Source organism: Pseudaeromonas sharmana, assembly GCF_042649925.1.
Lineage (GTDB): Bacteria > Pseudomonadota > Gammaproteobacteria > Enterobacterales > Aeromonadaceae > Pseudaeromonas > Pseudaeromonas sharmana.
This window is the reverse complement of the sequence record NZ_JBHSAF010000014.1, coordinates 279,183-301,307: the sequence shown is the minus strand read 5'-3', so window position 1 is coordinate 301,307 and position 22,125 is coordinate 279,183. Positions and strand designations below refer to the sequence as shown.

Annotated in this window: 21 protein-coding genes and 1 other annotated feature; of the genes, 13 read left to right on the top strand and 8 right to left on the bottom strand. The window is 54.5% G+C overall.

Annotation, left to right across the window (positions count from 1 at the left end; genetic code table 11):
• Positions 1-8: 8 nt before the first annotated feature.
• A complete protein-coding gene (locus tag ACFOSS_RS11155) occupies positions 9-1,973 on the bottom strand; it encodes an ATP-dependent DNA helicase (protein WP_377152453.1) in 1,965 nt (654 codons plus the stop codon).
• An 86-nt stretch (positions 1,974-2,059) separates the two neighbouring features.
• Positions 2,060-2,335 carry a hypothetical protein gene (locus ACFOSS_RS11150; RefSeq protein ID WP_377152450.1) on the bottom strand — a complete coding sequence of 92 codons (276 nt, stop codon included), beginning with the start codon at positions 2,333-2,335 and terminating at the stop codon, positions 2,060-2,062.
• Between the two features lie 179 nt (positions 2,336-2,514).
• On the opposite strand from ACFOSS_RS11150, the gene ACFOSS_RS11145 reads away from it, so the two are divergent.
• The 9 genes from ACFOSS_RS11145 (at position 2,515) to hisIE (ending at position 11,561) form a co-directional block, all read left to right on the top strand.
• The gene (locus tag ACFOSS_RS11145; protein WP_377152447.1) at positions 2,515-4,050 is read left to right on the top strand and encodes a histidine kinase N-terminal 7TM domain-containing diguanylate cyclase; all 1,536 of its coding nucleotides are present in this window, start codon (positions 2,515-2,517) and stop codon (positions 4,048-4,050) included.
• Between the two features lie 207 nt (positions 4,051-4,257).
• Positions 4,258-4,390 (top strand) — a sequence feature (His leader region).
• A 19-nt stretch (positions 4,391-4,409) separates the two neighbouring features.
• The gene (gene hisG, locus ACFOSS_RS11140; RefSeq protein ID WP_377152445.1) at positions 4,410-5,306 is read left to right on the top strand and encodes an ATP phosphoribosyltransferase; all 897 of its coding nucleotides are present in this window, start codon (positions 4,410-4,412) and stop codon (positions 5,304-5,306) included.
• Between the two features lie 5 nt (positions 5,307-5,311).
• Positions 5,312-6,613 carry a histidinol dehydrogenase gene (gene hisD / locus ACFOSS_RS11135; RefSeq protein WP_377152442.1) on the top strand — a complete coding sequence of 434 codons (1,302 nt, stop codon included), beginning with the start codon at positions 5,312-5,314 and terminating at the stop codon, positions 6,611-6,613.
• The gene (gene hisC, locus ACFOSS_RS11130) at positions 6,610-7,707 is read left to right on the top strand and encodes a histidinol-phosphate transaminase (RefSeq protein WP_377152439.1); all 1,098 of its coding nucleotides are present in this window, start codon (positions 6,610-6,612) and stop codon (positions 7,705-7,707) included. Before hisD ends, hisC begins: the two co-directional genes overlap by 4 nt.
• On the top strand, positions 7,704-8,822 hold the full coding sequence (gene hisB, locus ACFOSS_RS11125; RefSeq protein ID WP_377152436.1) for a bifunctional histidinol-phosphatase/imidazoleglycerol-phosphate dehydratase HisB: 1,119 nt from the start codon (positions 7,704-7,706) through the stop codon (positions 8,820-8,822). The genes hisC and hisB overlap by 4 nt, the downstream gene beginning before the upstream one ends.
• Positions 8,823-8,824: 2 nt before the next feature.
• Entirely contained in the window at positions 8,825-9,436 is a 612-nt protein-coding gene (gene hisH, locus ACFOSS_RS11120) for an imidazole glycerol phosphate synthase subunit HisH (RefSeq protein ID WP_377152434.1), read from the top strand.
• 10 nt (positions 9,437-9,446) lie between these two features.
• A complete protein-coding gene (hisA, locus tag ACFOSS_RS11115; RefSeq protein WP_377152431.1) occupies positions 9,447-10,184 on the top strand; it encodes a 1-(5-phosphoribosyl)-5-[(5-phosphoribosylamino)methylideneamino]imidazole-4-carboxamide isomerase in 738 nt (245 codons plus the stop codon).
• Positions 10,166-10,939, top strand: a complete 774-nt coding sequence (hisF, locus tag ACFOSS_RS11110; protein ID WP_377152429.1) for an imidazole glycerol phosphate synthase subunit HisF — start codon at positions 10,166-10,168, stop codon at positions 10,937-10,939. The genes hisA and hisF overlap by 19 nt, the downstream gene beginning before the upstream one ends.
• Complete coding sequence (gene hisIE / locus ACFOSS_RS11105) at positions 10,932-11,561, top strand: bifunctional phosphoribosyl-AMP cyclohydrolase/phosphoribosyl-ATP diphosphatase HisIE (RefSeq protein WP_377152426.1); 630 nt, start codon at positions 10,932-10,934, stop codon at positions 11,559-11,561. Before hisF ends, hisIE begins: the two co-directional genes overlap by 8 nt.
• Before the next feature lie 147 nt (positions 11,562-11,708).
• Here the strand turns inward: hisIE and ACFOSS_RS11100 are convergent, their stop codons facing one another.
• Together ACFOSS_RS11100 and tmaR are read right to left on the bottom strand one after the other, a co-directional pair.
• Positions 11,709-12,608: a substrate-binding domain-containing protein gene (locus tag ACFOSS_RS11100; RefSeq protein ID WP_377152423.1), complete on the bottom strand. Its 900-nt coding sequence runs from the start codon at positions 12,606-12,608 to the stop codon at positions 11,709-11,711.
• Positions 12,609-12,726: 118 nt separating this feature from the next.
• Complete coding sequence (gene tmaR, locus ACFOSS_RS11095) at positions 12,727-13,050, bottom strand: PTS system regulator TmaR (protein ID WP_377152421.1); 324 nt, start codon at positions 13,048-13,050, stop codon at positions 12,727-12,729.
• A gap of 196 nt (positions 13,051-13,246) precedes the next feature.
• On the opposite strand from tmaR, the gene ACFOSS_RS11090 reads away from it, so the two are divergent.
• The gene (locus tag ACFOSS_RS11090) at positions 13,247-13,762 is read left to right on the top strand and encodes a M48 family metallopeptidase (RefSeq protein ID WP_377152419.1); all 516 of its coding nucleotides are present in this window, start codon (positions 13,247-13,249) and stop codon (positions 13,760-13,762) included.
• Between the two features lie 22 nt (positions 13,763-13,784).
• On the opposite strand, the gene ACFOSS_RS11085 is transcribed toward ACFOSS_RS11090, so the two are convergent.
• Positions 13,785-14,543: a DeoR family transcriptional regulator gene (locus ACFOSS_RS11085; protein WP_377152418.1), complete on the bottom strand. Its 759-nt coding sequence runs from the start codon at positions 14,541-14,543 to the stop codon at positions 13,785-13,787.
• Positions 14,544-14,763: 220 nt separating this feature from the next.
• Between ACFOSS_RS11085 and ACFOSS_RS11080 the strand changes: the two genes are divergently transcribed.
• Positions 14,764-15,288 carry a prepilin-type N-terminal cleavage/methylation domain-containing protein gene (locus ACFOSS_RS11080; protein ID WP_377152417.1) on the top strand — a complete coding sequence of 175 codons (525 nt, stop codon included), beginning with the start codon at positions 14,764-14,766 and terminating at the stop codon, positions 15,286-15,288.
• 69 nt (positions 15,289-15,357) lie between these two features.
• Here ACFOSS_RS11080 and aroG read toward each other — a convergent pair whose 3' ends face one another.
• Positions 15,358-16,416, bottom strand: coding sequence for a 3-deoxy-7-phosphoheptulonate synthase AroG (gene aroG / locus ACFOSS_RS11075; protein WP_377152416.1), 1,059 nt, complete (start codon positions 16,414-16,416; stop codon positions 15,358-15,360).
• Between the two features lie 318 nt (positions 16,417-16,734).
• On the opposite strand from aroG, the gene ACFOSS_RS11070 reads away from it, so the two are divergent.
• The gene (locus tag ACFOSS_RS11070) at positions 16,735-18,090 is read left to right on the top strand and encodes a DEAD/DEAH box helicase (protein ID WP_377152415.1); all 1,356 of its coding nucleotides are present in this window, start codon (positions 16,735-16,737) and stop codon (positions 18,088-18,090) included.
• A gap of 424 nt (positions 18,091-18,514) precedes the next feature.
• Here the strand turns inward: ACFOSS_RS11070 and ACFOSS_RS11065 are convergent, their stop codons facing one another.
• Positions 18,515-18,718: a DUF1127 domain-containing protein gene (locus ACFOSS_RS11065; protein WP_377152414.1), complete on the bottom strand. Its 204-nt coding sequence runs from the start codon at positions 18,716-18,718 to the stop codon at positions 18,515-18,517.
• A gap of 437 nt (positions 18,719-19,155) precedes the next feature.
• On the opposite strand from ACFOSS_RS11065, the gene ACFOSS_RS11060 reads away from it, so the two are divergent.
• A complete protein-coding gene (locus tag ACFOSS_RS11060; RefSeq protein WP_377152413.1) occupies positions 19,156-20,808 on the top strand; it encodes a methyl-accepting chemotaxis protein in 1,653 nt (550 codons plus the stop codon).
• Positions 20,809-20,874: 66 nt separating this feature from the next.
• On the opposite strand, the gene ACFOSS_RS11055 is transcribed toward ACFOSS_RS11060, so the two are convergent.
• Positions 20,875-22,065 carry an amino acid aminotransferase gene (locus ACFOSS_RS11055; protein ID WP_377152412.1) on the bottom strand — a complete coding sequence of 397 codons (1,191 nt, stop codon included), beginning with the start codon at positions 22,063-22,065 and terminating at the stop codon, positions 20,875-20,877.
• Positions 22,066-22,125: the final 60 nt, after the last annotated feature.

Genomic DNA, 22,125 nt, shown 5'->3' with positions numbered 1-22,125 from the left:
CTTCTCTTCTATGGCTGCTCAGTCGCAGCCGAATCAGGTTCAGCAATCCAAAAATCGTGTACTCGTGCAGGATCTCGTGTCCGAGGCATGGCAGGCAAGCTATGGATGAATGTCGCACCATAAGGTCGATTGACGAGTCGTGGATCGCACAGAATCAACACGCCCCGGTCGCGCGTGTCCCGAATCAGGCGGCCCACACCTTGCTTGAGCGTAATCACGGCTTCCGGGAGTTGCAGCTCGCTAAACGGCTCGCCGCCCTGAAGCCGACAGTCTTCGATGCGGGCTTTTAGCAGGGGGTCGTCAGGCGCAGTAAAAGGCAACTTATCAATCACTACACAGCTGAGCGCTGCACCTCGAACATCCACCCCTTCCCAGAATGAAGCCGTTGCGACCAACACTGCGCGCCCATTATCCGTGAACTCTTGTAACAACCGCTGTTTGTTGTCGTCGCCCTGAACGAGTATCCGACGTCCCAGCTCGCGCCCGAGCACCTCCGCCACCTGACGCAGGCTTTGATAGCTGGTACAGAGGAAAAAAATACCGCCGGGGATGGTATTCAGAACCGGTAACAGTTGCAACGCCAGTTGCTGTCCGCGCCGAGGATCCGAGGTATCAGGCAGCTGGCGCGGCACCCAGAGTACGGACTGTCTGAAGTACTCAAATGGGCTTTCCAGGACCAGCTCGCGCGCGTCCTGTATGCCCATGCGGCGTGTAAAGTGTTCAAAGCGCTGATCAACGGTCAGGGTGGCAGACGTGAATATCCAACTGCTCCCCGCGCGCAGCACCTCTTCAGCAAATCGGTTGGCAATGCTCAGCGGTGTCTGATTCAGTGTTACATGCAGACGGCTGGTATCAAACCAGAAGGCAAATCCGGTGGCGTCCGTATTAGTCAGCCGTGTCAGTTTTCCTTGAAACTCAACCACACGCTCAAAAGCATGATCAAGGCGTTCACCACGCCCCAAGGCTAGCTTCAATACCTCATAGCCGAGTTTCAACGCATCCAGCAGGCGCAGCAAACTGCGTTCAAAATGCGGTTGTCCCCGCCATTGGCGCAGATTACCGCGAGCAGGCTCAATACCGAACACCAGTCTGAACTCGCGACAGGCCAGCTCCAGTGACTCTGCCGCGCGTTTTAACTGCAACATATCCGGCGCTTCTGTGCGTTGCGCCAGAACCACATCGCGACATAATTCGACCAGCTGCCGACTGGATAAGGATTCGCCAAAATAGCCGCTGGCGATATCCGGTAACTGGTGCGCTTCATCGAAGATGTAGACTTCCCCCTCCGGCAGCAGCTCGGCAAACCCCGTGTCTTTCACCACCAAATCGGCAAAAAACAGATGATGGTTAATCACGACGAGCTGAGCATCCATCGCCTTGCGACGCGCCTTAAGCAGATAGCACTCATCATAACGTGGACAATCACGACCCAGGCAGTTGTCATTGGTGCTGGTGATGTGGGGAATGATCGGTGCCTGTTCGGTCAAGCCAGGGATGTCTGCCACGTCCCCACTGCTGGTGCTGATGGCAAACATCCGGACACGCGCGATATCGGCCAGGACCTCGGCTTCTTGAGTGGCCGTAGTCGCAAGCAGCTGATCCAGACGTTCCAGACACAAATAATTCGCCCGCCCCTTGAGTAAGGCAATCGGCTTGGTGAATGCCAGGGGTTGCAACAGTGCCGGAAGATCGCGATTGAAAAGTTGTTCCTGTAATGCCTTGGAACCGGTACTGATGATTACCCGTTTATTGCTAAGCAAGGCCGGAACCAGATAAGCGTACGTTTTACCAGTGCCGGTACCCGCTTCAACCAGCAATTGTCCTTGCTGATGAATGGCCTCATCGACGGCATGCGCCATCTGGCGCTGCGGTTCACGCGGTGCGAAACCTTGCAGATGTTGCGCCAATACCCCATCGGGTTGAAAACAGGCCAATACAGGCGACATCGCCGGCTGTGATAAAAGAGGGGGCATCGAGTTGATCAACGACGGCAATAACCGAGAAAAATATCAGGCGGCAATTATAGGTAAAAGCCCGATTAACGCGAACAAAAAAGCCATTACGCGAATAGATCGACATGGGGTTGGCCATCTTTGTCGGTACTCACCGCCTCGCTGCCGCCTGCTTCATCATCGTTTTCAGAAAGAACGGCCTCTTCTGTCTGCTGGGGATGATACTCATCTTGCGGAGCTCGTTCTTGCGGATCCTTATGCACCTCTGTTTTTTTTACCACGGGTTCCTTCTGGATACGTGCTATATCCCGTGCAAACTCACCACTACCCGGCGCCACGGGCGGCCGAGGCAGGACACTGTAGAGCAGATCTTGATTGGCCATGATGTCACCTCCCTTTCCCTGACTATCGGCCTCCGAGAAAAATTCTCAAGTACATTTTTTACACACCTCAGACAACACTTGGCGGCGTGGGTTTTAATTGCTTTAATTCGAGCCCCAACTCTATTCGCGGCAGCGACTCAAGCCCTGGTATCGTTTTGTAATGCTGTCTTTACCACACCATGACTCCATATAGCGGATTACTCTTCTGCACCGCGACGATGTTGCTTTTGCTGGCGTTGTTTTCATCACAGCAACGACACCAGCAGGTAGCTTATTGGTTCGGCTGGCTGATGCTGACGGCCGCGATTTATTGCTTCGGCTATGGCATGGAGCTGGCAAGCTCCACACCACAACAAGTGAAACTTTGGCTGCATTTTCAATATCTGGGGGTAGCCTACATACCGGCCTTGATCTTGCTGACCGCAATTTGCTATCAGAATCAACATCAGGCACCGACCGGCCTGGTGGTCTTTCTACTTGCGCTGGGCACGCTGACATTGGCGATGCACTGGAGCAATGACAGCCATCATCTGTTTTATCAAACACAACATCCGATATGGGTAAACGGCCTGGCTATCAGCCAGTTGGAATTTGGGCCCTGGTATTATGTGCATCTGATCAGCACCAACCTTGCGCTCTTGATCAGTTGTCTGCTGTTCTACCGCGTCTGGCGAGTATCCGAACAGTATTACCGAAGCCCGGCGTTACTGATCCTGCTCGGCTCCTTGGCACCATGGTGTTGCTACCTGCTTTATCTTCTGGGGCTTTCTCCAGACGGAATCGATTCCAGCCCGTTTGGTTTCATTGTCAGCGGCCCCCTGTTTGCGTGGGGGCTATTTCGGTACCGCCTCGTCAACCTATTGCCCATTGCTAGAGAGCGCGTATTCGATGAGCTGACTGATGTCGTCCTGGTACTGGATAAAAATCAACGGATTGTTGACTTCAACGCCCAGGCGCGAGTCCAGTTTCCACAGCTATCACCGCACGCGATCGGACAGCCACTCTCCACGCTGGCGCCCTTCCTGTTTCGCCAACTCAGCGCTCAGGAAAAACGCACTACACCGTTTTATGAACAACAGCACTGGTTTGAGCTGCATCGGCATCCGCTGCAAAACAAAGGGCAGCAACGTATAGGTGAAGCCTTGGTATTGCGTGATGTCACAGAACAGCAGCGCCTGCATCAGCAACTGAAACTACACGCCGAAGTGGATGCGCTAACTGGGCTGCTGAATAGACGCATGATCTTGGGATTTCTGGAGACTAAGCTGCAAAGAGCAGCGGCGGATTCGACGTTCGCATTGCTGATTTTTGACATCGATCACTTCAAGCAGTTTAACGATAGTCGCGGTCATCTGGCTGGCGACGCGCTGTTAGCCTCATTAGCCCCGGCATTACGTCTTCAGTTACCTGGGGAGGCCCTGTTCGGCCGTTACGGTGGCGACGAGTTCCTTGTGTTATTGCCTTGCATGACCGAGTCTGCGGCGCTTACGCTGGCCACTCATCTAAACCGACAGAGTCAGCACCAGTTTGCTGTCAGTCTGAGCCTTGGCGTTGCACAATGGCATGCTGGAATGAGTGATACCGAGCTGTTACATAAGGCCGATAATGCGCTTTATCTTGCCAAGCAACGCGGCCGAGCACAGGCCGCCGCGTACAGTGACATTGAAAACAGCGCAGCGGATGCGTCAGTTGAAATTGCTGAATTTAATCAATAAAAAGGGGTTATATTTCAGCCGTAATCGAACACGCAGTCGTAGATCATGGCAATTTGTGTTGAAGAGTCATTTCATCACATGCCATCCCTCTTCGCTGGCTGGAGTCGGGACTTGCAATTTATTACAGGCACTGTATGTTGGTCAGCGAGCTGAACAAGGAAACTGGTACGCCACCATGAATCGTCAACTTCTGAATACTATCCACCATCATCACCACCATCATCCGGAATAGTCTTTCAGGAGGGTGACTGCTGGAAGACACATCAGGTGACCTTCCAGACAGCGGCCCAGCCAAAGTTGCAAACCCTCGGAAGATCACCACTTCCGAGGGTTTTTTGTTTTAAGAAGGAAATTAGCAAATGGAAACCAAACGTCTACGTATCGCAATGCAAAAGTCCGGTCGTCTCAGTCAGGACTCCCAGGCGCTGCTCAAGAGCTGTGGCCTCAAGATCAACCTGCGTGAAGATCGACTGATTGCTCACGTCGAAAATATGCCCATCGATATTTTACGTGTTCGTGATGACGATATTCCCGGCCTGGTGATGGATGGTGTCGTGGATTTGGGGATTGTTGGCGAGAACGTCCTCGAAGAGACCATGCTGGAACGTCAAGCGTTGGGCTTGAGCGTTGAATACAAGACGTTGCGCCGTCTGGACTATGGTGATTGCCGCCTCTCGTTGGCCATTCCGCAAGAGCAGGTCTGGAGTGGTCCGGAGAGCCTCGCTGGAGCTCGTATCGCAACCACCTACCCTAACCTGCTTAAGCGCTTCCTTGCCGAGCAGGGTGTCAAGTTCAAACCTGTGATGCTGACCGGATCGGTAGAAGTCGCCCCACGTGCCGGTCTGGCCGATGCCATCTGCGATCTGGTCAGTTCAGGCGCGACCCTCGAGGCCAATGGTCTAAAAGAAGTACAGGTCATCTACCGCTCCAAGGCGACCCTGATTCAGGCCGCCCAAGAGCTGCCGGCCGATAAGCAGGCGCTGGTCGATAAACTGATGCCCCGCCTGCAAGGCATGCTGCAGGCGCGCGAAAGCAAATACATCATGTTGCACGCGCCGAAGGATAAACTGGCTGAAATCAGTGCCCTGCTGCCAGGCGCCGAAAACCCCACCATCATGGATCTGGCCGGTGATACCAACCATGTTGCGATGCATGTGGTCTCCAGCGAAAGTCTGTTTTGGGAAACCATGGAAAAACTCAAGGCGCTGGGGGCCAGTTCAATTCTGGTGTTGCCAATCGAGAAGATGATGGAGTGAACCTGATGCGCACCGTCAACTGGAATGAACTCGATAGTGAACAACGCCGTCAACTGCTGACCCGTCCAGCGATGCAAGGTGCGGACGATATCAGCAGCACAGTGAGTGACATCATTGCCCGTATCCGGCGCGAAGGTGACAAGGCGCTTAAAGAGTATACCGCCGCATTTGACCGCGTTGTTGACGGGCAGTTGCGCCTGGAGCCTGCCGCGCTGGAGGCGGCCTGTCAGCGCGTCTCGCCGCTGATGAAAGACGCGATTGGTCACGCCTATCGCAATATTGCCCAGTTCCACGAAGCACAAAAACCGACTGCGCTGAGCGTTGAAACGCAAACCGGTGTCCGTTGCGAGCTGCACACTCACGCGATTGGTCGCGTGGGACTGTATGTGCCCGGTGGCAGTGCACCGCTGGTCAGTACCGTGCTGATGCTGGCCATCCCGGCGCGGATTGCCGGTTGTCGCAAGATTGTGCTCTGCTCGCCGCCACCGGTTGCCGACGAGATCATCTACGCCGCGACCTTATGTGGTGTGAGTGAGATCTACACCATGGGTGGCGCGCAAGCCATCGCCGCCATGGCATATGGCACTGAGACCGTCAGCAAGGTGGACAAGATTTTCGGCCCGGGAAATGCCTGGGTTACCGAGGCCAAGCGTCAGGTAAGTATGGATTTTCGCGGTGCCGCAATCGACATGCCGGCAGGTCCTTCCGAGGTGCTGGTCATTGCCGATGCCGATGCACACCCCGGTTTTGTGGCCGCCGATTTGCTGTCTCAGGCTGAACACGGTCCGGATTCTCAAGTCGTGCTGGTCACCCCCAGTGCTGAGCTAGCCACTGCGGTTCAACAGGCCGTGAGTGCACAGCTGGCCGTGCTGCCGCGCGCCGCGATAGCCGAGCAGGCACTGTCCAGCAGCCTGACTATCGTCTGTGATGACCTGGCACAGGCATGTGTGATCTCTAACGAGTACGCGCCTGAGCACTTGATTGTGCAGACGGTTGAGCCACGCGCTCTGCTGCCGCGTCTGGAAAATGCCGGCTCTATCTTCCTCGGTGCCTGGACACCGGAGTCGGTGGGCGATTATGCCAGCGGTACCAACCATACGCTGCCAACGTACGGTTACGCCCGTACTGCGTCCAGCCTCGGTCTGGCTGATTATCAACGTCGCTATACAGTACAGGAACTCACGGCCGAGGGGCTTAAAGGACTGGCTGACACCGTGACTCGCATGGCCGACGCCGAAGGGCTCGGCGCCCACAAGCGTGCCGTGACGTTGCGGATGGATGTACTCAATCAGGAGGCGCAAGCATGAGTGCGAAGAGCTGGCTGACCACGTTGGCCTGTCAACGGGTACAACAATTGACCCCTTACCTCTCGGCGCGCCGCATCGGTGGTAAAGGACACATCTTTCTCAATGCCAACGAGGCACCGCGCAGCGAGCAGTATCAGCTCGATTGCAGTCGTCTCAACCGCTATCCAGAGTGTCAACCACCAGAAGTGATTGCCGCCTATGCCGCTTATGCGGGGGTCACACCAGAACAAGTACTGGTGAGCCGCGGTTCAGACGAAGCCATCGAGCTGTTGATCCGGACGTTCTGTGAACCGGGGCAGGATGAGATCCTGTTCTGTCCGCCGACGTACGGCATGTATAGCATCAGTGCCGAGACCTGTGGCGTTGGTATGCGCACCATAGCGCCGCTGGACAACTTCCAGCCCGATGTGCCTGCCATTTTGCAAGCATTGTCCGTCGGCGCGCCCATCAAGGTGCTGTTTTTCTGCTCGCCAAACAATCCGACCGGTACCGTGCTGGAGCGAGCATCCTTGCTTGCCATCCTCGACGCCACCGCGGGCAAACAGATTGTGGTAGTTGATGAAGCATACATCGAGTTCTGTCCGCAGATGAGCATGGCCGACTTGATCAAGGATTATCCGCATCTGGTGATCACGCGCACCCTGTCCAAGGGGTTTGCACTGGCCGGCCTGCGTTGTGGCTTCACATTGGCCAATGCCGAAGTGATCAGCTTGCTGCTGAAGGTGATCGCGCCCTACCCGATTCCCGAGCCGGTCGCCCAGATCGCAGCCCAGGCCCTCAGTGCCGACGGTCTGGCGACCATGCGGCAGCGGGTGGTGTGGCTCAACGGCCTCAAGGCCGAGCTCAAGGCACAGATGCAACAGCTCGGTTGCGTGCGTGAAATATTCGATGATCACGGTAACTTCCTGCTGGCCCGATTTGACAGCGGAAGCCGTCTGTTCCAGACCATGGTGGAACACGGCATCATACTGCGCGATTTCAGTAACAAACCCATGCTGGCTGACAGCGTACGCATCACCATAGGTGATGAGCAGGAGATGGCGGAGGTATTGCAAGTGCTGCGCCGCCTCAGCGAACAAGGAGTGGCCCCATGAGTCAGCAACGCATTCTTTTCATTGACCGCGATGGCACTCTGATCGAGGAGCCGGTTACCGATAAGCAGGTCGACCGTCTCGACAAACTGCGCTTTGAACCCATGGTCATCCCGGTACTGCGTGAGCTGCAGGCCGCCGGCTTCCGGCTGGTTATGGTCACCAATCAGGACGGTCTGGGAACAGCCAGTTTGCCATTGGAGCATTTCCAGGCGCCACACGATCTGATGATGCATCTGTTCGAATCCCAAGGCGTGCATTGGGACGATGTGCTGATCTGTCCCCATTTTCCCCATGAGGATTGCAGCTGTCGCAAACCGAAGCTGGGTCTGGTCAAGCCTTGGCTTCAGGCCGGCAAACTTGATCACGCCAACTCCTATGTGATCGGCGATCGCGTCACGGATGTGCAGCTGGCCGAAAACATGGGCATCACCGGAATCCAATACCATCCAAGCAGTTGCAACTGGCTGCAGATCCGTGACCGTTTGCTGAGCCAAGGCCGCAAAGCGCACGTGATCCGCAATACCAAGGAGACGCAGATCGACGTCAGCGTCGATCTGGACAAACAAGGTGGCAATCAGATCAGTACCGGGATCGGCTTTTTTGATCACATGCTGGATCAGATCGCAACCCATGCCGGCTTCAGTCTACAACTGCAGGTCAAAGGCGACCTGCATATCGATGATCACCACACGGTAGAAGATGTCGGTCTGGCGCTGGGTGACGCACTCAAGCAGGCGTTGGGTAACAAGCGCGGTATCGGACGCTTCGGCTTTGTGCTGGCCATGGATGAAGTGCAGGCCCGGGTCGAGGCCATCCCCCATTCGCTACTGGAGCAAGAGGTGAGCGCGGCGCTGGATCTCTCCGGGCGCCCCTTCTTCCAGTTCCGCTGCGATGCGGCGTTTGGGCGCGATACTGTCGGCGAAATGGCCACCGAAATGGTCCCGCACTTCTTTCGCTCCCTCTCGGATGCCATGGCGATTACCCTGCATCTTTCCGTGGGGGCTGGCAACACGCACCATCAGGTTGAAGCACTGTTTAAAGGCTTTGGCCGCGCATTACGCCAGGCGATCCGTATCGAAGGCACCGAGTTGCCGTCGAGCAAGGGAGTGCTGTGATCATGACCAACCAGAATATCGTAATCATCGACACCGGCTGCGCCAACCTCTCGTCAGTGCGCATGGCGATTGAACGTCTGGGTGTTAGCGTCCGTGTCAGCAAGCAAGCGGAAGCCATCCGCCGCGCGGACAAGCTGATCCTGCCCGGTGTCGGCACGGCCAAAGCGGCAATGTACAATCTCAATGAGCGTGGTCTGGTGGATCTTATCCGCCAGGCCAGACAACCCCTGCTTGGCTTTTGTCTGGGCATGCAGATGCTGGCCGAAGCCTCGGAAGAGCACATGGGTAGTGAGCAGGACATCGCCTGCCTGGGCATAGTTCCGGGAAAGGTCAAATTGATGCAGGTCGGTGCGCTACGCCTGCCGCACATGGGGTGGAATCAAATCGAACATGACGGAAGCCATCCGTTGTTTGCCGGCATTCCCAGTGGCAGCTATTTCTACTTCGTGCATTCGTACGCCCTGGAAGTCACTGCGGCGACGTTAGCCCGGTGTGACTATGGTGGCCCGTTCACCGCCGTGGTTGGCAAGGAGAACTTCTTTGGTGCCCAGTTCCACCCGGAACGCTCAGGCAAGGCCGGTGCCCGCCTGATCCAGAACTTCATCGCGTTGTAGGAGAGCAAGGATGATTATTCCGGCAATCGATTTGATTAACGGCAAGGTGGTGCGCCTGTACCAGGGTGACTACGGCCAAAAGACCGAATACAGCGCCGCACCGCAGGAGCGCTTTGATCTCTATGTCGCCGAAGGGGCTCAGCAGTTGCACCTGGTCGATCTTGATGGCGCCAAGGATGCCTCCCAGCGCCAGCTAAGCGTCATCCGCCAGTTGCTGGCCCAGACCCCGGCACCGGTCCAGATCGGCGGCGGAGTCCGCAGCGAGCAGGATGTCAGCGATCTGCTGGCCGCCGGCGCCAATCGGGTGGTCATTGGTTCCACGGCCGTCAAGCATCCCGAGATGGTGATGGGCTGGATGGAAAAATACGGTGCCGAACACATAGTGCTGGCGCTGGATGTCAACATCAACGCCGCAGGACAACGCATGATCGCCGTGGCCGGTTGGCAACAAGATAGCGGCGTCACGATAGAGGCGCTGATAGAGCAGTTCCTGCCCGCCGGCCTTAAGCATGTTCTGTGTACCGACATCAGTCGTGACGGCACCTTGCAAGGCAGTAATGTCGAGCTGTATCGCACCTTATGCAGCGCCTACCCACAGGTACGCTTCCAGGCATCTGGTGGCATTGGCGGACTGGCGGATATCGACGCCCTCAAAGGCTCAGGTGTTGCCGGGATTATTCTTGGTCGTTCGCTACTGGAAGGTAAATTCAGCGTCAAGGAGGCCATCCAATGCTGGCAAGACGCATAATCCCCTGCCTCGACGTCAAAGATGGCGTGGTCGTCAAGGGTGTCCAGTTTCGCAATCACGAAGTGATGGGCGACATAGTGCCGCTGGCCAAACGCTACGCCGAGGAAGGTGCCGACGAGCTGGTGTTTTATGACATCACCGCCTCTTCGGATGCCCGTGTCGTCGACAAGAGCTGGGTCAGCCGTGTCGCCGAGGTGATAGACATTCCATTTTGTGTCGCCGGTGGCATCAAGAGCGTCGAGGATGCGCGCCGTATCCTCGAGTACGGTGCGGACAAGGTCTCGATCAACTCGCCAGCCCTGGCCAATCCGGCGCTGATCAGCGAATTGGCCGAGCGGTTTGGTGTGCAGTGTGTCGTAGTGGGGATCGACTCCTACTTCGATGCCGACACCGGCCACTACCAGGTGAAACAGTATACAGGTGACGAAAACCGTACCCGCATTACGCAATGGACCACCCCGGAATGGGTCGTCGAAGTACAAAAGCGCGGTGCCGGTGAAATCGTCCTTAACATGATGAACCAGGACGGCATGCGCAAGGGTTATGATCTGGAACAGCTGAAACTGATCCGTAACCTGTGCCGGGTTCCATTGATCGCCTCGGGAGGCGCCGGCGAGATGGTTCACTTCCGCGATGCCTTTATCAAGGCCGATGTTGATGGTGCCCTCGCCGCCTCGGTATTCCACAAAGGCATCATTCCGATCCCTGATCTCAAGGCCTATCTGCGTAATGAAGGAGTGCAGATCCGTGACTGAACAGCATCCATTTGATAGTCAGCAACTGGACTGGAACAAGGTGGCCGGCCTGATGCCGGTGATCGTCCAGCATGTCCACAGTGGTGAAGTGTTAATGCAGGGGTTCATGAACCCGGAAGCATTGCAGACGACCCTCGATACCGGTCATGTCACTTTTTATAGCCGCACTAAAGAGCGGCTATGGACCAAGGGTGAAAGCTCGGGCCATTACCTGCAACTGCGCGCCATCTCGACCGACTGCGATCAGGATTGTCTGCTGATTGCCGCCGATCCGATTGGCCCGACCTGTCATCGTGGTTGCCCCAGCTGCTTCGACGGTCATCCCCTGCCCCCGCTGGGCTTTCTGGCCGAGCTCGAACAGATCCTGGCCGCTCGCAAAGAGGCCAGTCCGGAGTCAAGCTACACCGCACGCCTGTATGCCAAAGGTACCAAGCGCATCGCGCAGAAGGTCGGCGAAGAGGGTGTCGAAGTGGCACTGGCAGCGATGGCGAAAGACCGTGAAGAGCTGATCAATGAATCCGCAGATCTGCTCTATCACCTGACAGTGTTGCTGCAAAACGAAGGGCTGCAACTTGCCGATGTGGTTCAACGCCTGCGTGAACGACATACAACCGCGGCTTAAGATCCAGAGCAGGGAAGTGCTCCACAGGCACTTCCCTTATCTCGAAACTGTCTCTTCTCATGGTTGTGCACCGGGCTCGGGTGATGGAGCCTTGAGCTTGGCGCTACCGACATCGGTGTTGAGTTGCAAAAACGCTTTCCCTTCCGCTTACTGTAACGATTTCAGTGTTAAATAGAAAACCGGCGTATGATGAGTATGCTCCGATGACGGCCCGGTGTTTTTAACTGCCATTTTCACACCTTGGTAGCCCATCACAAATGGCTGCTGCAATACCAGACCGGCAATTTCGCCCTTCTGCAGTGCTTGTAACAAGAAGCGATTAAAATCGAATCCAATATGCACAATGCGACCATGATGCGGGGATCGGCGCAGCTCGGCCATCACACCGACGGTCGTCATTTCGTTGGGAGTGAAGATGCCATCCAACTCGGCGCCATGCAGCTTTAGGTAATGCTCGGCTGTCTTGCGGATATCATTGATATCCGCCCCCAGATAGACAGGATCAATGAGCGTCATCCGCGTGCGTTTTACTTCATCAATAAAACCCTGCTCCCGCGCATCTGTGGACGGGATCCCTTTTTTCAAACGCAGTACCGTGACATGCCCTTGATTCCGCAGTGACAACGCCAGTTTCTGAGCTGCGAGCCGGCCGGCGGCATAGTTATCCGTCATAACCTCGGCCGTCACTGGGCCAATGTTCATCTGGCGATCGATCAATACCACAGTGAGTGATTTGTCTAGCCAGGCGCTGACGACATCGGCTTGCGCCGGGCTGCTCGGCGCCAGAACCAGCCCCTGGCAGCCTCGTTGCAACGCCTCTTTGATTAGCTCTCGTTGTTCCTTGTGTGCCGCCTCATCATGAGGTTGACGATAGAACAACTCGACACCCATCTCCCCCGCGGCCTTGCGTGCCCCCGACTCCACCGACCGCCAGAAATGAGTTCCCGAGCTCCCGGTTATCAGAGCAACACAATGCAAAGCTTGTGTGTCGGATGACACCAGTACCAGTCCGAGTAGGACGCCACCCAGCCAGCTGTTTCTTCTCATATCGCGCTCTCGATGCTCACTGAACAACACAACGGATTGCCTGCTTGCATGAGTATAGAAGGCAGCGGCCTAAACAAAAAAACCCGGCCTTGAGCCGGGTTCTTCCACAGATCGGTGATCAGCTGCGCTTATCGCGGCCCAAAGCAGTCAGTTTCTGGCTCAACTCACGGCGTTCACTAGAGAGTTCCGCGTTCTTGATGACGTATTCATCAACACGATCCTCATAATCGCTCTTCATGCTGGCGATAATTGCCTGGATCTCTTCCACGCTCATACCCGGTTTGATGTAGTCAGCCAGGTTGTCCAGCAACAGGACGCGCTTCTGGTTATCGCGGATCTTCTTCTCGTTATCTTCGATCTCGCGCTTGAGCTTATTCCGACGACGAGACATACGCACATACTCCAACACATCACTGAACATCGAGATGTTGACCTGTTCCATCTTCTAACCCCTTATGGATGTTTTTGTAACGCTATGATGTCGTGGCGACATCGATTTGAAAACGCTATTAGCATAGCGAAAAATGCCCCTCTGGCGACAGGGGTTACCACAGACTTGCGTATTGTTACCTATTGATACGCGACTGACGGCTTGGAGTGATACGCGCCAGTGCCTATAATCCCCGCGCGGAGGGAGTATGCAACCCAAACACTTGAATTATTTGGCCGGTTATCCGGAGTCCATTCAACAACAAGCACAAAAATTAATCAGCAGTGGAAAACTGGCTGAGTGGTTTGCCCATCGATATGGCCAACAAAGCCACAGCGTGCAAAATGACAAGGCGTTATATGAATACGCGATGACACTCAAAGAGCGTTTCATGAAACACGCAGCGCCCCTGTCACGTGTTCAATTTGATAACAAATTAAATCTGGTGCAGCAGGCATTAGGTTTGAACACGCAAATTGCCAGAATACAAGGTGGAAAGCTCAAGGCAAAAAATGAAATACGCATCGCCTCGTTATTCAAACAAACCCCTGACGCCTTTTTACGGATGATAGTCGTACATGAACTGGCACATCTTAAAGTCAAGGCACATGACAGAGCCTTTTACCAACTTTGTCAGCACATGGAGCCCGATTATCATCAATTGGAATTCGATTTACGGCTATATCTCATCTGGAAAGAGACAACTGTTTCCCCAGAAAAATAACGAAAACAGAATACGGTGAGCGTTAAGAACAAATCTTCCATTTGACGCCTTGCTGATCATATACCTGCGTCAACGCTGTTTCGGGTAACTCGGCAAAGAACACCTCTGATATCTGCATCGCTGCCGCAATGAAGAACATGCCTCTGGACTGCGCCGCGTGTGGGGGTATAGCAACCCAGACGGCCCTGGCCTGCCGAATCATGATTTGCTCGCAGCTGACCAAGGCCTCATCCAGCCCCAGCAGCTGACCATCCGGCTCAACTGCGCAGGCTTCGAGCAAACAGTAATCCATCTGGAATTGACGCAGAAAATCATAAGCACTCTGGCTTTGAACCAGACCGGTTCTACTGCAGACCTGACCGGCACTGATATATACCTGAAAATCATCTCGGGCCGTCAGCAGCGCTGCGATATTCAAATTGGATGTGGCAATGCGTAAATCACGGTGATCGAGGAGCGCTGCGGCAACGGCTTCCATTAACGGACCAGACGATAAAAATAGCGAGGCACCATCAGGTATGCGTTGCGCGATAAACCGCGCCATGCGCAATCTGGATTCAGCATCCGAACCGGATTTTGCCGGTATTACCAACGGGGCACTGGGCAAAGAGGCCCCTCCGTGGTGTCGCGCCACCTTGCCTTGTTCTGCCAATTCATTGAGATCGCGACGAATTGTTTGCGGGCTGACATCTAGCTGGGCAACCAGTTCCTCTGTCGAGGCAAATCCATTTTGACTGAGGAGTTCGAGAATTTCCTGGTGTCGCTTGGCCTGTTTGAACACGCTTTAATCCACCTGCATTATTGTATGGGCGATTATAACGATGCCCGCTGTCACTGACTATAAGCGCTCTGTTTCGACGCTTACCCTTCCGGTCAATCCGCGGCCCCTGGATTTGGCGCCTAAATCGCCCCGCTCATTACGGTATTATCACTGATGTAGATTGAAATATTTTATTTAATCAGCAGAATGTTCGGCAACTGATGACTAACGAGTGTGTCGCGTGACCCCAAAAAACGGTTTTACATTAATTGAACTGATTATCGTGATTGTCATTGTTGGCATTTTGGCTGTCATCGCCGCCCCCCGTCTATTATCTTTCGGCGCCGATGCTCGTATCAAGGTACTGGGTCAGTTGCAGGCCAGTGTCAAAGAGGCCAATCAATTGGTGTACCTGAAATCGAAAATGCCGTCGTACAGTGTAAAAGCCGTTTCGGGAAGAGCGGATCTAACGGATGTCGATCTAGATGGAGATGGTACCTATGAAACACGTCTCAAGTGTGGCTATCTGGATAATACCGATGTCAGCAAGCGGCTAGACTACAGCACAGATACACTTGCCAGTCAGGAAGAAGATGTCGACAAGGTGTATTTCGGCTATGTACGCGGTAATAACAGTACGGTAAAAGCCAGTAACTGCTATTTCATGTATCGGCAAGCTTATGGATCCACTAATCCGGCCAGTTGTGATGCCGATAGCGCCGCAAGTAATGCCGCATCCTACGCCCTCGTCACCACTGGTTGCTGAGTAAGCATGAAAATAATAAAGAGGACCGAAGTCCTCTTTATATCATGTTGCAGCGCAAGAGCGCGCTGATTAGCCGCGACGTCTGGCGACCGCTTCGGCCAGTTGACGCAACAACTGTTCGGTATCACTCCAGCCAATGCAGGCGTCCGTGATGCTTTGTCCAAAGGTCAGCTTGCAAGCCTCACCTTCAATCAGATCCTGCCGCCCCTCTACCAGGTGGCTCTCCACCATGACGCCAAATACACTCTGGCTACCATTGGCAATCTGGCCGCAGACATCTTCACACACTTCCATCTGCTTCTTGAACTGCTTGGAGCTGTTGGCGTGGCTGAAGTCGACCATGACTTTTTGCGGCAATCCGGCCTTGGCCAGATCGTCTGCCACCGCCGCGACGTGGGCGGCACTGTAATTCGGCTCCTTGCCACCGCGCAGGATAATATGACAATCCGGGTTGCCACCGGTCTGCACGATGGCAGAATGACCATATTTGGTTACCGACAGGAAACAGTGTGATGCGCTGGCGGCATTGATAGCATCAACGGCCACTTTAGTGGTGCCATCGGTACCGTTTTTGAACCCAACCGGACAAGACAAGCCGGATGCCAGTTCGCGGTGGACTTGCGATTCAGTGGTACGAGCACCGATAGCGCCCCAACTCATCAAATCTGCGACATATTGCGGCGAGATCATATCCAGGAACTCGCTGGCGGTAGGCATGCCCATTTCGTTCAGATCCAGCAGCAACTTGCGACCAATCCGCAGACCATCGTTGATACGGAAAGTACCATCCATGTAGGGATCGTTGATCAGCCCTTTCCAACCGACAGTGGTGCGTGGCTTCTCAAAATAGACACGCATGACGATTTCGAGGCGATCTTTGAGTTCATCGCGCAAGGCCAGCAGACGTTGGCCATATTCAATGCCGGCTTGTGGGTCGTGAATAGAACAGGGACCAATGACGACCAACAACCGATCATCGGTGCCTGAGAGAATGTTGTGAATGGCCTGGCGCGCTTCAAAAACGGTAGCCGATGCTGTTTCAGTGGCGGGGTATTTTTCCAGAACGGCCACCGGAGGCAACAATTCCTTAATCTCTTTAATGCGAACGTCATCGGTTTGGTATTGCATCATCTACTTCCCATAGTGAAAGTGCCAAGGAGCCCATGGGCTGGCTTTAAACCGACGTAGAAAGGATGAAGGGAACCGCAATCGAGGCTAAGCAACAAACGGAACACAAACCACAGTCATACGCCTGGCAAGTCACGGACAACCCCTTTCGGGCTCCGCTCCCTGGCGTCAGTGTCGACGGAGACAACAATCTAGAAGCTTTAGCCGGCCGGTGTCAACTAAAGCGCCACTCTGAAGCGTGCTTTTACAACGCTGACATCGCCTAGCGCGCGCCGTTGGCATAGAATAGAAAACAGTATCTGATCACTGGAGTCTGTTTTGCGTTTTGACGAATTTTCGCTGCACCCCAAGTTGCTTGGCGCCTTGAGTCATCTGGCCTTTGATGAACCTACTGAAATCCAGAAACTGTCCATCCCGCTGATCCTGGCGAGCAAAGATGTCGCCGCCTCATCAAAGACCGGATCGGGCAAGACGCTGGCGTTTTTGTTACCTATGGTGCAACGGCTGCTGACGAGTCGCGTACTTGGCAAACGAGGGCCGCGTGCACTGATCCTGGCCCCGACCCGTGAACTGGCCAAACAGGTTCATGCCCAGCTGCGCCTGCTGATTGCAGCCACATCCTATAAATCGGCACTCATATTGGGCGGCGAGAATTTCAACGATCAAGCCAAAGCATTACAGCGTCATCCTCATATTGTCATCGGGACGCCGGGTCGAATCGCTAACCATCTGCAAGAACGTTCGCTGTTTCTGGATGGTCTGGAGCTGCTGATCCTCGATGAGGCAGACAGAATGCTCGACATGGGGTTTGCCAATGAACTCAAACAAATCCATGATGCGGCAGATCACCGGCTGCGCCAGACCCTGATGTTCTCGGCCACGCTGGGTCATACCGATTTTGAAGCGCTTTCGACCGTCTTGCTGCAATCCCCGCAACGCATCAGCGTCGGACAAGAGTTTGAACAACACGACGACATTTCGTTGCGTTTTATCCTTGCCGATCACCTGGACCACAAACAGACTCAACTCGAATACCTGCTGCAACAAGAAAACTATCAGCAAGTCATCGTCTTTACTGCCACGCGCAGTGACACAGAGCGCTTGGCAACGCTGTTTAACGCCAAGGGTTTCAACTCGGTTGCGCTCTCCTCCGATCTGAAACAATCCGCTCGCAACAACATCATGGACGGTTTCATGCGAGGTCACCACAAGGTGTTGTTTACTACCGACATCGCCTCACGCGGTCTGGATCTGCTCAATGTGTCGCTGGTCATCAACTTTGATATGCCCAAAGTGGCCGCCGAGTTCATTCATCGCATTGGTCGCACAGGTCGTGCCGGGGCCAAAGGCACTGCCGTCTCGTTAGTCAGCGCCAAGGATTGGGCGAGTTACCTGGCCGTTCGCCAATTATTGAATCTGACGGATGATTTCATGGTGTTGCCCGGTTTGGAGGCCAAGTTTACGGGTCTCACATCAGCCCCTCGCAAGCGCAAGCCCCATGCTCACCCGCTGCTGCGCAAAGCGCAACAGGAGGTGGCACAATCCAAGACAGAAGATGCCCATGCCGCCAGAGTGGCCGCCGCGCATCGGCGACGCCCAGGCAAGCAAGCCTCTGATGAGCAACTGGCGCAGGAGGGTTTTGCGCCGCTGCGTCGCCGTATAGTCAAAGATTGAGTCTGATTGTCCGGAGGAGTATCAAGGCAGCCAAGGCTGCCTTTTTTACACCGGCAAACGGCTAACTGCACGTCATCATCAAAAGGGCTGCCAGCAACCGATATCAGACCGCGGACACCCTTGTATCGGCGCTGATTTGCATGGTTGCCGCGAGCTACTCGTTCATATCCCGGGGTTAGCCCGGTATGTATGGTGACCAACCGCCGTCGCCTCACGATGCCCTGGCACAGGCTCGGCAATCGGTTGTGGCTGGACAGTGGGCCTGCATGGGAAACCCATTTTGCCTCATTGAGGCAGACGACTATCTGACAAAAAAGCCCCGCAATGCGGGGCTAATGGAATAAAGGAACTGAGTTACCACTGTTCCACAGGGAAATGGAATCGTCAGTAGACAGACTTTGTTGCTAACGCAGTCCCTTTCTCCTTAATCGCGCCAGAATGGCTTGTTGCTCTCGTTAAAACGGTCTGATTCGGTCAAGCCAATATCCTTGAGCAGGTAGGGCGGCAGCTCTGCCAGTTCACGACGGCTGCGTGCACGCTCCAGCCAGGTCAGACACAGAGACTTGAGATGTTCAACAACACCGGCAGGTTGCAGGGTGCTGGTTTGAGAATTCAGTTGGGTAGCCATGATGTGGTCTCCTCATTGGTATGAGCTAAGTCTAGCCCTCCCCCATGGGAGTCACAATTGACCTTTTTTGCCAGCTATTAATTAGAAAAACTAATGCATGATCCAGATCACCCCACTGCACCTCCAAAACGCACCGCGCGTAACCAGAGTCAGGACTGCACTTTGGGCGTTACTGTTATGTTAATGAAAAATCGAAATATTTGCCGAAGATGATTCGGCAAATGTAACTGATTTATCCATCTGGTGATTCTGAGAACAAGCTCAAATAAAAGTTTACCAAAACACGATGCTGATTCGAGTTCTGATCTTCTCGCTCCACATGCAACTATCTAGAATATCTGCACGATTCGATGTCCGGATCAAACCAAGCCTTTGGCCTCATTTTTTTATGGGAAGTGAATATGGACTCTGCACTGCTTTCCTCCGCAGTATCAGATATGCATCATCGTCATCATCAACCTGGATGGTTGCTGCGCATGACCTCGAAGCTGCGTTTCAATGGCAAGATGGGACTGCTGTTCCTGGTTGTGCTCCTCTGCTCTATCCTCGGTAACCTCTATTCTGCTTTTGAAACACGGGATGCTATCCGTGACAGCATTGACCAGGGACTGATCAGTCAAGTGACCGCCGTTCACAGCCTGCTGCAGGCTGAATTGGACCAGGCACCGGCAGCCTTTCTGACCAACAGTCGCCGGATGCTGCAAGGCTTGCGCTGGGGCGACAACCAGTCAGGTTATTTCTTTCTAGCCGACCGGCAAGGCCGACTACTCATCTACCCACCTAAAGCCGAGCGTGAAGGTGGCTTCCTGGATACCGTTCAGGTCATCGAGACGAATGAAGAAGTCAGCCAGGCCTTTACCCGAATCGGTCATGGTGACACGGCAGAGCTCATCCACTACCCCTACGTCAAACCCGGTAGCACGAAAAAGACAATGAAAGCGGCTTATGTGGCGCCGGTCGGAGAGTACCTGCTGATTTCAGGTGTGTACATGGACGCAGCAGATGACGCTTTCATCAGCTACCTGTGGCGCAGTTCCATCATCATTGCCGGCACCCTGCTGAGCATGCTGTTGATCGTGATGATCATCAGCCGCGCCATCGGAAGTCAGGTTAACCAGTCGTTGAATGAGCTGCGGATGATCGCCAATCGTAATCTCAGCCGGCGCATAGCGGCGGTCGGTCGCGATGAATTTGCCGATATCAACCGCGCTCTGGAAGAAACACGCCACAACCTCAATAACTTGCTGTACAAGCAACATGACACCTCCATCACGCTTTCGGCGGCGTCCTCGCAAATGAATGATGGGATGCGCCAAGTCGGTCAGGCCGTGCAGGACCAGCGCGAACGCTTGGATGCGCTCGCTGCCGCCATGGAAGAGATGGCGACAACCATCCGTGATGTCGCCAGTAATGCGCAAATCAGTGCCTCGGACAACCAGCAGACTGACGCTATGACCAATCGAGGTGTCAGCCAGCTGCAGCACTGCATTACCAGCATTCATCAGCTTGTCGGCAATCTCAACGACAGCGCCTCCGCAGTCGATCAGGTAGAGCAGCAGGTCTCCTCCATCGGTCAGGTCGTCAACACGATCAGTGGCATTTCTGAACAGACAAACCTGCTCGCCCTCAACGCAGCCATCGAAGCGGCCAGAGCCGGCGATCAGGGACGCGGTTTTGCCGTCGTGGCCGACGAGGTTCGCCAACTGGCCAGCCGGACTCAGCAGGCGACCCGTGAGATTGACGATATGATCAACAACCTGCAGCAGAGAACCCGTCAGGCCGTCAGTCAGATGGAAGTGAGCGTCAAGAATGCGCAAAGTGCCATGCAGGACGCCGAGGCGGCTAACCATGAATTTGCGGCGATCGCCGATCAAATTGGTCATCAGGCCGAACGCAGTGACATGATTGCAGCGGCGTCGGAGCAACAAAGTCTGGTCGCCAGTCAGGTCACCGATAGTCTGATGATCATTCGGGATGCCGTTGAAGAGACCGAGATGGTGGTGCATCAGCTCGGCGAGGCCAGTGGCAGCCTTCACCAGCAGGCGATCATGCTTGAAGACATGGTCGGCTCATACCAGCTCAGCCGCTAATTGCTTGGCGTCACACAACAAAAAGGCGCCAGGAGGCGCCTTTTTCATGTTTAACCTGTCACTGATTTAGATGACCTGAGCAATCGCCTCGCACAGCGCATCGATATTCTGTGTCGTGATACCCGCCACACTGATGCGGCCAGAACCCACGATATAAACAGCAAATTCCTCTTTCAGACGTGCAACCTGCGCCTTGTCCAGACCAGAGAAAGAGAACATGCCATTTTGCTCAGTCATAAAGCTGAAATCTTGGCAGACACCATGCTCCTTGAGCTTGCTGACGAGTAATTTGCGCATCTCCCAGATCCGATCCCGCATCTGGCGGACTTCATCTTCCCACTCGGCCTTGAGCTGCGGATCCTTGAGCACAGTGGAGACGATTGAGGCACCATGGGCAGGCGGATTGGAATAGTTAGCGCGGATTGTCGTCTTGATCTGACTGAACGCCACTTGCGCCACGTCAGCTGAATCGGTGACCAGTGTAATGGCGCCCACACGTTCGTTATACAGACCGAAATTCTTTGAGAATGAGCTGGCTACCAACATCTCGCGATGATGTTTGGCGAAGATTCTCAGCCCGGTTGCGTCCTCATCCACACCACGGGCAAAGCCTTGATAAGCGAAATCGAAAAACGGCAGCAGCTTGCGTTCAGCACAGAATTGCGCAAGCTGTTCCCATTGCGCTTGGCTGGGATCGATCCCGGTCGGGTTATGGCAGCAGCCATGCAGCAAGACAACATCGCCCTCTTGTGCCGCGGCCAAGGAGTTCAGCATGCCGTCGAAGTTCAGACCGCGCGTCAGTGGGTCATAATAGGTGTATTCGGCTGTCTCCATTCCCGCCGCGCCAAATACCTGGAAGTGGTTAACCCAGGTAGGATTGGAAATCCATACTTTACGACTCAGTTGCTGCCGGGATAGAAATTCGGCACCGATACGCAATGCACCTGTCCCGCCCGGAGCCTGGGCCGTCTTGGCACGCTGACTGGTTACGATATCACTCTGCGCACCAAACAACAGTTGTTGCACTAGCTGACCATATTCGGCCAACCCCTCAATGCTCAGATAATTCTTGGTTTTTTCCGTTTCCAGCAGGATCTGCTCGGCTTTCTTGACTGTATTGAGGATGGGGGTCTCACCCGCATCATTCTTGTAAATACCGACGCCAAGGTTGATCTTGTGACTGCGTTTATCGTTACGAAACTCTTCAGTGAGGCCCAAAATCGGGTCTGCTGGCGCCGCTGTGACCTTTTCGAACATAGTAATCCCTGTCTGTGTCTGCTGATGGATGGCCGCTGACTTGAACGTCCGGGCCACCAA